Source organism: Methylomonas sp. Uni0011, assembly GCF_056850255.1.
Genome location: NZ_JBVVNO010000002.1, coordinates 421,202 through 434,167, shown reverse-complemented (window position 1 = coordinate 434,167; position 12,966 = coordinate 421,202). Strand labels below are relative to the sequence as shown.

Annotated in this window: 13 protein-coding genes; 7 read left to right on the top strand and 6 right to left on the bottom strand. The window is 58.2% G+C overall.

The window, feature by feature from the left end; genetic code table 11:
- Positions 1-31: 31 nt before the first annotated feature.
- The gene (locus AC0IM9_RS04695) at positions 32-958 is read right to left on the bottom strand and encodes an FAD:protein FMN transferase (RefSeq protein WP_482803236.1); all 927 of its coding nucleotides are present in this window, start codon (positions 956-958) and stop codon (positions 32-34) included.
- Positions 959-1,289: 331 nt separating this feature from the next.
- Complete coding sequence (locus AC0IM9_RS04690; protein WP_482803235.1) at positions 1,290-2,930, bottom strand: MinD/ParA family ATP-binding protein; 1,641 nt, start codon at positions 2,928-2,930, stop codon at positions 1,290-1,292.
- Positions 2,931-3,137: 207 nt separating this feature from the next.
- Between AC0IM9_RS04690 and AC0IM9_RS04685 the strand changes: the two genes are divergently transcribed.
- From AC0IM9_RS04685 to AC0IM9_RS04665, 5 genes are all read left to right on the top strand, one after another.
- The gene (locus AC0IM9_RS04685; RefSeq protein WP_140910649.1) at positions 3,138-3,674 is read left to right on the top strand and encodes a flavoprotein; all 537 of its coding nucleotides are present in this window, start codon (positions 3,138-3,140) and stop codon (positions 3,672-3,674) included.
- Positions 3,671-5,065 carry a DUF6513 domain-containing protein gene (locus AC0IM9_RS04680; protein WP_482803234.1) on the top strand — a complete coding sequence of 465 codons (1,395 nt, stop codon included), beginning with the start codon at positions 3,671-3,673 and terminating at the stop codon, positions 5,063-5,065. Before AC0IM9_RS04685 ends, AC0IM9_RS04680 begins: the two co-directional genes overlap by 4 nt.
- 9 nt (positions 5,066-5,074) lie before the next feature.
- Positions 5,075-5,785, top strand: a complete 711-nt coding sequence (locus AC0IM9_RS04675; protein ID WP_482803233.1) for a glycine-rich domain-containing protein — start codon at positions 5,075-5,077, stop codon at positions 5,783-5,785.
- Positions 5,786-6,027: 242 nt separating this feature from the next.
- Entirely contained in the window at positions 6,028-6,390 is a 363-nt protein-coding gene (locus AC0IM9_RS04670) for a NifB/NifX family molybdenum-iron cluster-binding protein (protein WP_140910646.1), read from the top strand.
- The gene (locus AC0IM9_RS04665; RefSeq protein WP_140910645.1) at positions 6,387-6,755 is read left to right on the top strand and encodes a hypothetical protein; all 369 of its coding nucleotides are present in this window, start codon (positions 6,387-6,389) and stop codon (positions 6,753-6,755) included. The genes AC0IM9_RS04670 and AC0IM9_RS04665 overlap by 4 nt, the downstream gene beginning before the upstream one ends.
- Here the strand turns inward: AC0IM9_RS04665 and AC0IM9_RS04660 are convergent.
- Positions 6,752-7,621 (bottom strand): CPBP family intramembrane glutamic endopeptidase, encoded by an 870-nt coding sequence (locus AC0IM9_RS04660; protein ID WP_482803232.1) that lies wholly within the window; start codon positions 7,619-7,621, stop codon positions 6,752-6,754. The two genes, AC0IM9_RS04665 and AC0IM9_RS04660, sit on opposite strands and share 4 nt — an antisense overlap.
- A gap of 18 nt (positions 7,622-7,639) precedes the next feature.
- Complete coding sequence (locus AC0IM9_RS04655; protein WP_482803231.1) at positions 7,640-8,716, bottom strand: PA0069 family radical SAM protein; 1,077 nt, start codon at positions 8,714-8,716, stop codon at positions 7,640-7,642.
- 488 nt (positions 8,717-9,204) lie between these two features.
- Between AC0IM9_RS04655 and AC0IM9_RS04650 the strand changes: the two genes are divergently transcribed.
- Positions 9,205-10,143 carry a PEP-CTERM sorting domain-containing protein gene (locus AC0IM9_RS04650; RefSeq protein WP_482803230.1) on the top strand — a complete coding sequence of 313 codons (939 nt, stop codon included), beginning with the start codon at positions 9,205-9,207 and terminating at the stop codon, positions 10,141-10,143.
- Positions 10,144-10,176: 33 nt separating this feature from the next.
- Positions 10,177-10,845 (top strand): phage tail protein, encoded by a 669-nt coding sequence (locus AC0IM9_RS04645; RefSeq protein ID WP_482803229.1) that lies wholly within the window; start codon positions 10,177-10,179, stop codon positions 10,843-10,845.
- Between the two features lie 41 nt (positions 10,846-10,886).
- Here AC0IM9_RS04645 and fchA read toward each other — a convergent pair whose 3' ends face one another.
- Positions 10,887-11,516 (bottom strand): methenyltetrahydrofolate cyclohydrolase, encoded by a 630-nt coding sequence (fchA, locus tag AC0IM9_RS04640; protein ID WP_482803228.1) that lies wholly within the window; start codon positions 11,514-11,516, stop codon positions 10,887-10,889.
- 8 nt (positions 11,517-11,524) lie between these two features.
- Positions 11,525-12,898 carry a cysteine--tRNA ligase gene (gene cysS, locus AC0IM9_RS04635; RefSeq protein ID WP_482803227.1) on the bottom strand — a complete coding sequence of 458 codons (1,374 nt, stop codon included), beginning with the start codon at positions 12,896-12,898 and terminating at the stop codon, positions 11,525-11,527.
- Positions 12,899-12,966 lie beyond the last annotated feature (68 nt).

Sequence of the window (12,966 nt, the reverse complement as noted above, 5' to 3'; positions counted from 1 at the left end):
CCCAGACCCGAATAGCGGTCTGCTCAACAGCCTAGCCCAGGGTGCCGCCGCCGACGCCATGCACATCCACCCACAGGTGGGGCAAATTCAACTGCCGCAACCACTCCACACCGTCCGCCTCTTTTAACATCGCAATCGTCGATGCACTGCCCGCCACCACGCAAAAATCGGCGACTGCGGTAACGGCCGCAAGATGCCTGACCGGCCAGCCGGTTTTCGGGTTAAGAATATGGCCGTAACGCACGCCGTCGATCAGCAAGCAACGTTCGTAATCGCCGCTGCTAGCCACCGCACCTTCATAAACGGGCAACGTCTTTAGAATCTCGCCGCGTTGGCGCGGATCGCGAATGCCGACCCGCCAGGGCGTCCCGTCGCCGCGCGGCCCGATCACCCGAATATCGCCGCCCAAATTAACCACGCCGTGTTTGACGCCACGATTGCGGCAAACCGTCGCCGCGCAATCCGCGGCGTATTCTTTAACCACGCCGCCGAAGTCGATTTCCATGCCCGCGACGCCGAAACCCAATAAAGGCTTTTGCCAAACCACCTTATCCCAACCGACTTTGGCCAACAGCGCCGTCAGTGCAGCCGGCTCGGGCAAACGGCCGGAATCGAATTTCCAGGCCTGCCGCAACAGTCCTGAAGTAATGTCGAACAAGCCCTCGCTTTGCTGGTGGCAGGTCGTGGCGTAATCCAACAAACTTGCAGTTTCGGCGTCCACTTCGATGGCGGTTCCGGCCGCAGCGGCCCGGTTGATTTCCGACAGAAAACTGTCGGGGCGGTAGCGGGAATATCGCGCCTCCAAACGTTGGACTTCGGCCACGGCTGCATCCGCCGCCGCACTGGCGGCGGCGGTGCTGACGGCAAACAATTGAATTTCGCACGGGGTACCCATTGCGTTGAATTCGCGGCGGTAATAGGTTAACGGCCGATTCGTCGCGAGTTTGTTGGCGTTCATGGTCAGGAAATCGCTAAGGCAAGGCCGCGATTTAACCAAAATCCGCGGTTGCGATAAAGCCCGAGCCAAAAGCTCCCGCTGACCGGCCGCAGGGGTCGCTGTCAGCACCTGTTATCGTCTGGCGGAGAGCGGTCCGGATTTGCCTAGGAACTCGGATCTTTTGCGAATGGAGTAAAAGGGGGCAATAACGCCTGGCAGCTAGTGCAAGGTCCTGACCAGGCCACAGTAATCTGCCTTGAGCAATTCCCTGGGCTCGGCGACGGGATAAGCGCTGGTGCGATTCGGCTGCGACTGCCCTGCCGATGTTAAAACCGCTTGCCTTATCCCAAATTCAACGCGATCGGCCATCGCCTGCCATCGGCGGCGCCACGCCACCAAGCCCAGGATTTAACAAAGTTTTGATGGCGATCGAGAGTTTTTCGCGCCGAGACGCTAACAACTGGAATCCGTGCATCAACATCGCGATTTCGTCCTGCAGGTTTTGTTGGTCAACCGCCATCGTATCCAAAGCCTCCAGCGTCGAATTGAGCAATAATTCGGGTTGGCTTTGGTAAGGACGATTGAAGCGGGCGTGAAAGGCGTCGCGCAATTTTTGCAGCAATTCTTCAAACCGCTGTTCGGTGAATTCGTCGCTGCCGACGCTGGCCAATACCGCCTGTTCGGCATCGAACGCGTCGCGATGGTAAGCCTGCCGGAACGCGACGCGCAGTTGTTCGATCGCATCCTGGTGCTGTTCCGGCTGTCCCTGCACCTGGGCCACCAAGCGCGCCACTGCTTCAGACAGTTTGTACATTGGCGTTTGATGGCGCATCGCATACAACGCCTCCAGAGTCGACGCCAGTTCCAGCAGGCGCGGCGCAGCATAGTTTTCGGTTTCCAGCCAACGATAAAACAGTGCCTTGAACGCGGCCGGAAAGGTGCCGAACTGCTCGCAATACGCTTCGACGAAATCGCCGGTAAACCGCTCCAGTGCCGGCTGGTCCAAAACTTGGCGTCTTATGTCCGCAAGCAAGCGCTGCGGCGTATCACTGGCGACAGCCGGTGTTTGTGTCCGGACCGCACTGCGAATGTCCGGCCCCGGTTCCGCGTATCCCGCCGTTACTGCGGGCTCGGCCGGCGGCGCGGCATCGGCGGCGGTCAGCATCCGCAGCCAATAGTCGGTCAAACCGGGAGCATTCGGATCGCTGCCGATATGTTTGACGATGTTATCGGCTAACGAGAACAAACAGCGGCTGGCCGGCGAACCGGCCGCCAAATCGATCACCGTCATCTGCAAAGCCACCGCTTTGGAGACATTGTCGTCGCGAACCACGAAACCGCCGTATTCGACCTTCTGTTTCAGACACTTTTCGGCGACCGCGGCAAACCGGCGGTAAGTTTCGGTCGCCGCCGGATAGTCCAGCGCCTGATTGACCACCACGCGCAAACTGCCGCGGTAGTTTCTGGCATTCAAGGCTTTCAGCAGGGAAAAGCCGTCGGTTAACGCGGCCGGATCGGCACTGACTAACAAAAATGCGTATCTGGCCGCCTCGATTAATTGCAATACCTTGTCGGTCAGTGCCGCCGGGACGTCAATCAAAAAATAATCGTATTGGCCTTCCAGTTCCCGCACTACCCGTTCCAGCTGCGAGTGCTGCTCCGCTGCCAACGGCTTGCTCATCAGCGCTTGCGCGCCGGGTAACACCGCCACACCGTCGCTGGTTTTGATCACCGCCTCGGCCAGACTACGCTCGCCGCGGGCCAGTTGCTCCAGGTTGAACGCCGGTCGCAAGCCCAGCACGGAATTGATATTGGAAAGCCCGGTATCGGCGTCGATGATGCAGACACCGAGGCCGCGGGCGGCCATTGCCGCGGCCAGATTAGCCACCAAACTGGACTTGCCGACCCCGCTCGTGCCACTGGCGAATACCAGGACGTGCGGCGTTTTTCGAAGAACGTTTGTATCCTGCAATTGAGTAATCTGACTATCCATAATGAAACGGCAAACGAAACGATAGCGGCTGGGAGAAATATCCTGACAATTCGGCTCGGCATTGTACGCCTTATCCTACAAATCCCAAGCAACTAAAAGGCGCGGCGAAAATAGCGGCGGCGGCCGGTCGGAACCCACTCGGCCTCGGCGGCATTTGCCGCGAGTCTTCACGTATAATGCCGCGACCTGAAAACTAACCGAAACGCCATGACCACGCCACGCCTTGCCTGGGCTATCACCGGCTCCGGACATTACATCGAAGAATGTCTCGACTTCATGCTGACGTTGGATAACGTCGATCTTTACCTGAGCCAGGCCGGCGAGGAAGTACTGAAAATGTACGGCATCAAACTGGACGATATCCGCGCCAAGATGCCGATTTATCGGGACAAAGCGGCTTCGGCGCCGCCGGTAGGGCTGTTTTACAAAGGCTATTACCACACCTTCGTCATGGCGCCGACCACCTCAAACACCATCGCCAAATGCGTGCTGGGCATCGCCGATTCGCTGGTGACCAATTTGTACTCGCAAGCCGGAAAATGCCGGGTCCCCAGCATCGTCTACCCCTGCGATACCGCGCCGGAGATCGAGACCACCGCACCGGGCAAGAAAAAATTCATGGTCTATCCGCGCCCGGTCGACCTCGAGGCCACCGACAAAATTCGCAGCTTTCCCTACACCCAAGTCGTGGACGACGTCGAACAACTGATCCTGGCGGTAAACACCCGCCTGGCCGGACTATGAGCGAAAAAATCCTGTTCATCACCGGCCGCCTGGCCGAAAAACAGGTCCGCCAGGTGCTGGAAAAAATGCAGCCCGATTTTTATTACAAGGTGCATGTGATGGGCGTGACGGTGGCGGCACTGATCACCGCGGAAATGATCGCCCGCCGGCTGACCGACACCGGCGGCGCCGACCGCATCGTGATACCGGGCCGTTGCCGCGGCGATCTGGACATGCTGTCCCGGCATTACGGCATTCCGGTCGAACGCGGCCCGGAAGAGATCAAGGACTTGCCGCAACACTTCGGCATGGCCGCGCACCATTACGACCTGAGCCAATACCAAACCAAAATCTTCGCCGAGATCACCGATGCGCCGAATATCGGCGTCGACGCGGTGGTCGAACGCGCGCATTACTACAAAGCCAACGGTGCCGACGTGATCGATATTGGCTGTCTACCCGGCACGCCGTTTCCGCATCTGGCCGATTGCATCAAAACGTTGAAGCAGGAAGGCTTTAGCGTCAGCATCGACTCGCTGGAAGACGCCGACCTGCTGGCCGGCGGCAAGGCCGGTGCCGATTACCTGCTAAGCCTAACTAATAAGAGTCTGTGGATTGCCGACGAAGTGGCGGCAACGCCGATTCTGATTCCGGAAGTCCACGGCGACTTGGATACATTGGATCAAGCCATCGAGACCTTGAGCGCCAAAAACCGCGCCTTCATCGTCGACCCGATCCTGGACCCGATCCATTTCGGCTTTACCGAGTCCATCGTCCGCAATTACCGGTTCCGCCAACGTTACCCGGACATCGAAATGATGATGGGCGTCGGCAACCTGACCGAACTGACTCACGCCGATACCTCCGGTATTAATGCGGTGCTGCTGGGCATTTGCTCGGAACTGAACATCAACCACATCCTGGCAACGGAAGTCAGCAAACACGCACGGCGGGCGATCAAGGAGGCCGACGTGGCCCGGCGCATGATGTATGCCGCCAAACAGCACAACACGCTGCCCAAGCACATCAGCCCGGACTTGATGACGGTGCACGAGACTGCGCCGTTTCTGAACAGCCGCGAAGAAGTCGAAAGTCTGGCGGCGCAAATCAAAGACCCCAGCTACCGAATTCAGGTCAGCAGCGACGGCATCCACATTTTCAACCGCGACGGCCTGCACAGCGCCACCGACCCGTTCGATCTATATCCGAAACTGCAGGTCGAAACCGACGGCGGCCACGCTTTCTACCTGGGCGTCGAATTGGCCCGTGCCGAAATCGCCTGGCAACTGGGCAAGCGTTTCACCCAGGACCAAGCCTTAAGCTGGGGCTGCGCCGCGCAAGGCACCGAGCCGACCGTAGACTTGCACACCTTCAAACCGGCCGGCAACACGCTGAAAAAACATGATGACTAAAGAGGCTCTATGGCCAGCCAAACTGCGCTACTGATCCTGGTAGCCATACTCAGCGCGGTGCTGCTCTGGTTATGGCAGCACTGGCGCCGCGCTGCCCGCGCTGACTTCATCCGCCGCTACGCCTTCCCTGCCGGGCTATTCGAAAAATTGCAAAAGCGCCGGCCGCAATTGACACGCAAGGACTGTGAATTGACCGCACGCGCCTTGCGCCAGTTTTTTCTGGCCTATCTGCATGGCGGCGGTAACTTCGTGTCGATGCCGTCGCAACTGGCCGACGACTTGTGGCACGAGTTCATTTTGTATACCCTGCATTACCAGCAATTCTGCCGCCAAGCCTTCGGCGGCTTTCTGCACCATACGCCGGCCGTGGTATTGAGCCGAAACCGCCGCAGCAATGCCGGCCTGCGCCGGGTCTGGTGGCAATGCTGCCGCGAGGAAAACATCAACCCCAGAAAACCCAGCCGGCTACCGCTCCTGTTTGCCCTGGACAGCAAATTGCAGATCGCCGACGGTTTCAGTTACGTCGCCGATTGCCGCGGCCAGATCGCCCGCGTCGGCGACGACGGCCGTAGCGGCACGCCCTATTGCGGCGCCGACTTCGCCGACAGCAGTTTCGACGGCGACACCGACGGCTTCGGCGACCATAGCGGCAGCGGCGACATTGGCGGGGATGGCGATTCCGGCGGCTGCGGCGGCGGTTGCGGAGGCGGCGGCGACTAACTGCCGGCAGCATACCCATGTGCGCCAGTCGCAACGTAGCGCCGATTTGTCGGTTTAGACCTGTCGCAAACCCGACAACCCAATCTCCCGCTACAGCCGCAGCCCGCTGCCAACCGGGGTTGTACGTCTGGTATCGGACTTGCTAGTCAAGTCCTGACAGCCACCACTTTTGCCACGATGAAACCGAAATTCGCTGCTTTCCATTCGGCCATAGCCGGACGACCAATTCCGGAGTCAGGACTATGCTGGAACCGACCCTGAAACTCGCGGTTGCCAGCAAAGACGGCATCTCGATCAACGAACATTTCGGCCACGCCAAAAAATTCGGCATCTATAGCGTCGGCAAAGACGGCTGCCGGCTCCTGGAAACCCGCGACGTCGATAATTATTGCCTGGGCCAGCAGGCCGACCAATCGGCGATGGCCGGCATCCTGGCCACGATCAAGGATTGCCACGCCGTTTTCGTGGCTCGCATCGGCGACGGCCCGACCGCGAAAGTCAACGCGATCGGTGTCCGCGCCGTGTCCGCATACGCCTATGCGGCGGTCGAAGAATCCTTGCTGGATTACGCCCGGCGTACCGCAGCCGGCGAGGAAATCAGATGACGCCGAAGCATGTCGCCGCGTGGGCGGCAACGCATGCGCTATCGCCGCTTCAGATCGATTGCGCCGTGACGGTGATGCTGAAAATCCTGGACGGCAAATGCAAGATGCCGGCGCAGGAAAAAGTGGTGATGGAGTTGCTGTACGACCGGATCAAACATCTGCCCGGCCAATTGCTGGACCATAGCGTACACGAACTGATCGAATCTGCTCGCAATGCCGATGACGAAGCACTGAAAAATCTGATCTACGAAAAACGCCTGCTAGCCGAAACCGCGATCTCGCGGCCGGTGATGAAAAGTTTTAAAGCGATGATCCGCGCTGAAGGCTTGCTGCCGGCGAAAACCGCAACCGACAGCGAGGATTAAATGCCGCCCGCGCTGAGTGCCGGATAGCTGAACAGCAAAAAGTGCAGACAATTCAGGCCAAAATGGCTCAGGATCGCGGCTTCCACGCGGCCAGTGGCCTGATATGCTGTGCCGTAACCGATACCGGCCAGCGTCGCCAATCCGGCGTAAGTCCAGCCGCCCGGCAGATGCTTCATGCCGAACAGAGCAGCCGCCAATACAATCGCCCACTTTTCGCCATGGCGCCAACGCGTCAACCAGCGCATCAAGCCGCGCTGTAACAAACCCCGGAAAAAGGCTTCTTCGACCAGACAGGTCGACAATAAATTGCCCCAGGCCCACAGCCAAAACAGCTCGCTCCATTTCGGTTGCCAACGCACAAACGCAAGAGCCAGAGACGCGCCCAACACTACGACCGTCGTCAGCAACAGAATCGGCAACATCCGTTTCCCGAGTTGTCGCCATTCCCCGACCTTACGCAGGCGGTGCCGTGTGCAACCCAACACGCAAAGGCCGAGCAAAATACCATCGAAGTTCAAATACTTGCTATACGGCAACGAATCCGGACCGAAGCGCCAATCGGCGATGACTTTGGGATTGGCGAAGCCCGGCAACCAATGAAATATCAACCCGGTAGCAACGATGAGGGCGACCAGCCAGGCCAGAGTCCGCCAAAACTTAGCCAGCGCGGCACGTTCGGCCAGCAGCAATCCGGTCGCCAACAGTACAGGCCACAGCAAGGCCAGCGGCTGCAGGATACGGCCGTAGAGCCCGGCCGCAATCGCCGCGGCCAATGCCAATGGCGTCAGCCAGCACTTGCCGGGCAGCCATAAGCCCAGCACGGCCAGACTCAGCAACCCGTATGTCCACAGAATGATCGGCGTCAAATACACCACGCAGCCGGCTCAATCGAAAAAGTCGAAACTCATCTGCCCGCTCGGGTCGGGTTTGCGGAACACATCGCTACGCAATGCCGGCAAAGCGCGGTCCATGCCCAGTTTCTTGCGGATCAAGCCAAAGCGCTGGGCAATCAGATCGGCGTAAGAGCCGCTGCCGCGCAAGCGCTGATGGAACCCGGCATCGTAGGCTTTGCCACCGCGGCTGTCGCGGACCCGGTTCATGACATGCTCCGCTTTCAGCGGAAAGTGGTGTCGCAGCCATTCTTCAAACAGCTCAGCGGTCTCCAGCGGCAGGCGCAGCAGAATGTATTCGGCACTGCGCGCACCGGCCGCGTGCGCGGCGGAGACGATTCGCTCCAATTCGTAGTCGGTCAATACCGGAATCAACGGCGCCACCATCACCCCGACCGGCACGCCGGCCTCGCGTAAGCGCGCCACGGCGTCCAGCCGGCGTTGCGGTGCCGAGGCGCGCGGCTCCAGGGTTCTGGCCAGATTCCGGTCCAAGGTCGTGACCGACAGGCATACCGAGGCCAAGCCCTGTTGCGCCATCTCGGCCAAAATATCGATGTCGCGTTCGATCAAGGCCGACTTGGTGACGATGCTGACCGGATGCCGGGTCTCGGCCAGCACTTCCAATATGCCGCGCATGATGCGCTGCTGGCGTTCCAGCGGCTGGTAGGGATCGGTGTTGGTACCCAAGGCCAACGGCGCACACTGGTAATTGCGCTTGCCCAGCTCTGCCCGCAACAATGCGGCGGCATTGGGTTTTACCAGGATTTTGGTTTCGAAATCCAAGCCCGGCGAATAGCCCAGGTAAGCGTGGGTCGGCCGGGCGAAACAATAAATACAGCCGTGCTCGCAGCCGCGATAGGGATTGATGGAACGGTCGAACGGAATATCCGGCGAATCGTTATAGTTGATCAGCGATTTGCTGTTATCGACGACGATTTCGGTCGGCAGCGGCGGCAGATCGTCATCCAGGCCGCCCCAGCCGTCGTCCTCGGCATGGCCGCTTTGCTTCTCGAACCGGCCGGCGGCATTGCTGATGCTGGCGCGGCCTTTGTAAATCAGGGGTTTGGACATGGATTGCTCCGCAAAACCGCGTACGGCGCTAAGGTTATCGGTCGATACCGGCATTATACCCGGCGCGGTAGCCGCCGAAACCGGATGCGAGTTGGCGCGGCCCACCAGGCAAAAATTGCACCGGTGGCCGGTGAAATAATCGATAGTTCGGCGCCGGCCGTTTGCCTTAACGTCAGAACGGTGCCACAGCTTGGTCAAGACCAACACTCGCGACCGCCGCCGTCAACGCTCATTGTTAGCCTCCAATCCTGGCCGCATCGGCTGCCACACTCCGCCATAAAGCGCGATATTTCGTAAATCGCGCGACATCTCGTGCCCATCCTCTGTCGCCCGCGCTAGCCCGCTGCCACAAAACACCGCATAACCAATGACTTGAGCTGCTCAAACCGCCTTGGCACACGAATTGACTATCGATTATGGAAACCCGTTCGGGCCCGGCCCGAGACCCGATTCATAACTACTTCGCCAAAAATCAAGAGGAAAAACCGATGAAAACCGTCACCATGCCAAATCCGGCCAATCCCAACCCGACCGCCACGCCAGACCGACCGTTCCGCAATTTCAAAAGTTTGGCCTTGGCCATCGGATTGGCGTTAGGCCAACAAATCGGGGCGGCGCATGCCGCCAGCTTCGATCCGAACATCGTTATCAAAGGTTCCGCCGAATTCGACAGCACCGGCTCGCCTTCCGACCCGGTCAATGCCACACAAGCCGGGGAATTGACCAGAATTATGGCCGGTGTCACGACCACGACAACCTTGAACGGTGCGGCGATCAACGGCATCGATCCACTATCCGGGACGTTAACCAGCATCGGCGACGGCTTCGGCATCAAATTCAACGCCAATGGCAGATCAAACAGCGAACCGTCTATCGTCAATCCGTTGTTCGGCGACTATGCGCTGTCGTTGCAGAACAATTCGGCCACCGATGCCTTCCTGGTTAATTTAAGGTTCCAATTCAGCTACCAGATCAGCGCGACCGACTCAGTTCGCTCCATAACCGACAATGGCGAATTCGCCCACGCCCAGGTCACCCTGCATAAACAGGACGGTAGCGAATTGTTGTTCGCCAGCGGATTGTCCGACGCCAAGCAGGGCAACCAACAATTTCTGTTCACGGACAACTTGGTTAATGCCGCTAGCGGACTCGGCGGCACCTTAAGCGACAGCGGCTTTATGATCCTGTCTTTCCTATTGAATCCGGGCCAATTGCTGAATTTAGGCGACGGCAATGCCGAAGTACTGTTGCAAGGCGGGGCCGACTCAGGCTTATTCGGCGGCGACGTGAGCACGTTAATTACCATCGATTCGGTCGTCAATCAAAACGTCCAGACCGTACCGGAACCGGAAAGCTTGATGCTGACGGCAATCGGTTTGCTTTCATTGTTTGCCGCCAAACGCCGTAGCAACCCGCTCGCTGGTTAAGACCCGACAACTTAAATTTAAGAGGAAACCGACATGTCAAAACCCTTCAAAAAACCGCTAGTGAAATTGGCGCTGATCGCCGCTGCCGGTTTACCGATGTCCACCTCAGCCTGTGGCAACGAGCCTTTCATAGGTGAAGTGTGCACCTTTGCCTTCAACTTTTGCCCGCGCAACTACCTGCCGGCCGACGGCTCGCTGCTACCCATCGCCAGTAACACCGCCTTGTTCTCGTTACTCGGCACTACCTATGGCGGCGACGGCCGTAGCACCTTCGCTCTACCCGATCTGCGCGGGCGAAATCCGGTCGGCGCCGGTCAGGGTCCGGGACTGTTGAATGTATTCCTCGGCGAAGAAGCCGGTTCGGACCAAGTGGTTTTGAACATTACCCAGTTACCGCAGCACACCCATGCCGCCAGCACCAACGTCCAAGTCACCGGCACCATTAACGCCGTAAATGCGGCCGGCAATAGCAGCAGCCCGGCCGGTAAAGTGCTGGCAGCCTCATCCGCTCGGGACAACATTTATTCAGGCAACGTCGCGGGAGCCAGCTCGCCGCTGGCCCCGGAAGCCCTGACCGCATCGGCCACCGCGACTACATCGATCGGAATCACCGGCGGGAATCAGCCAGTACCTATACGCAATCCTTACGTCGGCATGACGTATTGCATCGCGACCGCAGGCATATTCCCTTCGCGAAATTAAGCTAAATGCGATCAACACCCGGCGATTGAAAGCCGTGACGGTTAAAGCTTGCTCTGCACGGTTTGATAAACGTGCAGCGCGGCTTGTTCTGCCGCCGCCAGCAATCCGTCAAGCTCGGCCAGTTGGGCATTGGCGAAATCGCGATCTTTCAAACCGGCGGCATTGATCTGCACATTCAAAGCTGCACTCTTCAAACCGGCGTAGGCGGCCATCACCGCTACGCCGGCATCGCTGATCACGCCCAAATTGCCTTTGTCGGCGGCGATTTTGCTCAACTCGATAGCCTTTGCACACGCCTTGGCACAGGCCAAGGGCACCAGCGTCGCTTCCTTCAACACGATTTGGATGCGCTCGCTCCGCTGGCTTTTTTCCTGATCGTTGGATTTCGGCAAGCCGTAACTGGCCATCAGTTTATCGAATACGTCGACGTCTGCCTTGATCATATCGATCAGCGTCTGGCGCAGAGCTTCGGCTTCGATCAACAAATTCTTCAACTCGGCTTCCACCTCGACGTATTTCGGCTTTCCTATCGTCAGATTGCAAACCATGCCGATCAACGCCGCAGCCTGCGCCCCCATTACCGCCGCCGCACTACCGCCACCCGGGGTGGCTTGTTTGCTGGCCAGTTCATCGAGAAATGTTGCGATCGATTTGTCTTTAATTTCGCTCATGTGTTTCCTTAAGCTTCCCGGCGCCAAGTGGTGTTGCCGCCGGCCACGTCTTCCAGCAAGATGCCCTGAGATTTCAATTGGTCGCGAATGGCATCCGCCTGCCCCCAATCTTTTTGCGCTTTTGCGGCTTTGCGCGCCTCTATCAGGCGTTCGATCTCCGCTTCGTCCAAACCGCCCTGCCCGGCCCCACCTTTCAGAAATTGTTCCGGATCGTCTTGCAACAGGCCCAAAATTGCCGCCAACTGTTTTAACGTGGCGGCCAATAGCGTTTTATCCGCGGCTTTGTTCAATTCCCGCGCCAATTCGAACAGCACTGCCAGTGCGACCGGCGTATTGAAATCGTCGTCCATCGCCTGCTCGAAGCGTTGTCTGAACTCGGCGTCTGCCGGGATATCGGCAATATCCACCCCTCTCAGCGCGGTATAAAGCCGGGTCAAGGCGATACCGGCCTCATCCAAATGTTCGTCGGAATAATTCAACGGACTGCGATAGTGACTGGACAGAATGAAAAAGCGGATGACTTCCGGACGGTACTGTTTCAGCACTTCCCTCACCGTGAAAAAATTGCCCAACGATTTGGACATTTTCTCTTCGTTAACCCGGACAAAGCCGTTGTGCATCCAGTAATTGACGAAGGGCTCGCCGGTAGCGCCCTCGGATTGGGCGATTTCGTTTTCGTGATGCGGAAACTGCAGATCCATGCCGCCGCCGTGAATGTCGAAATGGTTGCCCAGGCAGCAGGTTGACATCGCCGAGCATTCGATATGCCAGCCGGGTCGACCGGAGCCCCAGGGCGAATCCCACGCCGGCTCGCCGGGCTTGGCTGTCTTCCAGAGGACGAAATCCAACGGATCGCGTTTGGCGCCGTCGACATCGACCCGCTCGCCGGCATTCAAGTCTTCGATATTTTTACCGGACAATTTGCCGTACCCCGGAAACCGGTTGACGGCATAAAACACGTCGCCGTTACTCCCGAGGTAGGCAAATTGCTTGTCGATTAATGCCGATATCATGTTGATGATTTCGGAAATCGACTGGGTTGCTCTGGGTTCGCGGTCAGGCGGCAGCACGGCCAAAGCCCGTTCATCTTCGTGCATCGCATCGATAAAGCGGGCGGTCAGTGCCGTAAAATCCTCGCCGTTCTGGTTAGCGCGCTGAATAATCTTGTCGTCGATATCCGTAATATTGCGCACATAGATCAGTTCATAACCCGAATGCCGTAGGTAACGCGCCACCGTATCGAACACGACCATCACCCGGGCATGGCCGATGTGGCAGTAGTCGTAGACGGTCATGCCGCAGACGTACATACCGACTTTTCCGGGATGTTTCGGGACGAATTCTTGCTTGCTGCGGGTCAGAGTGTTGTAGATTTTTAACATGTATAGGAGGCTTGAAGACGGCAAAACATCCGGCAATCTACCAAGATTCGAACTTCTCTTTCAAGATA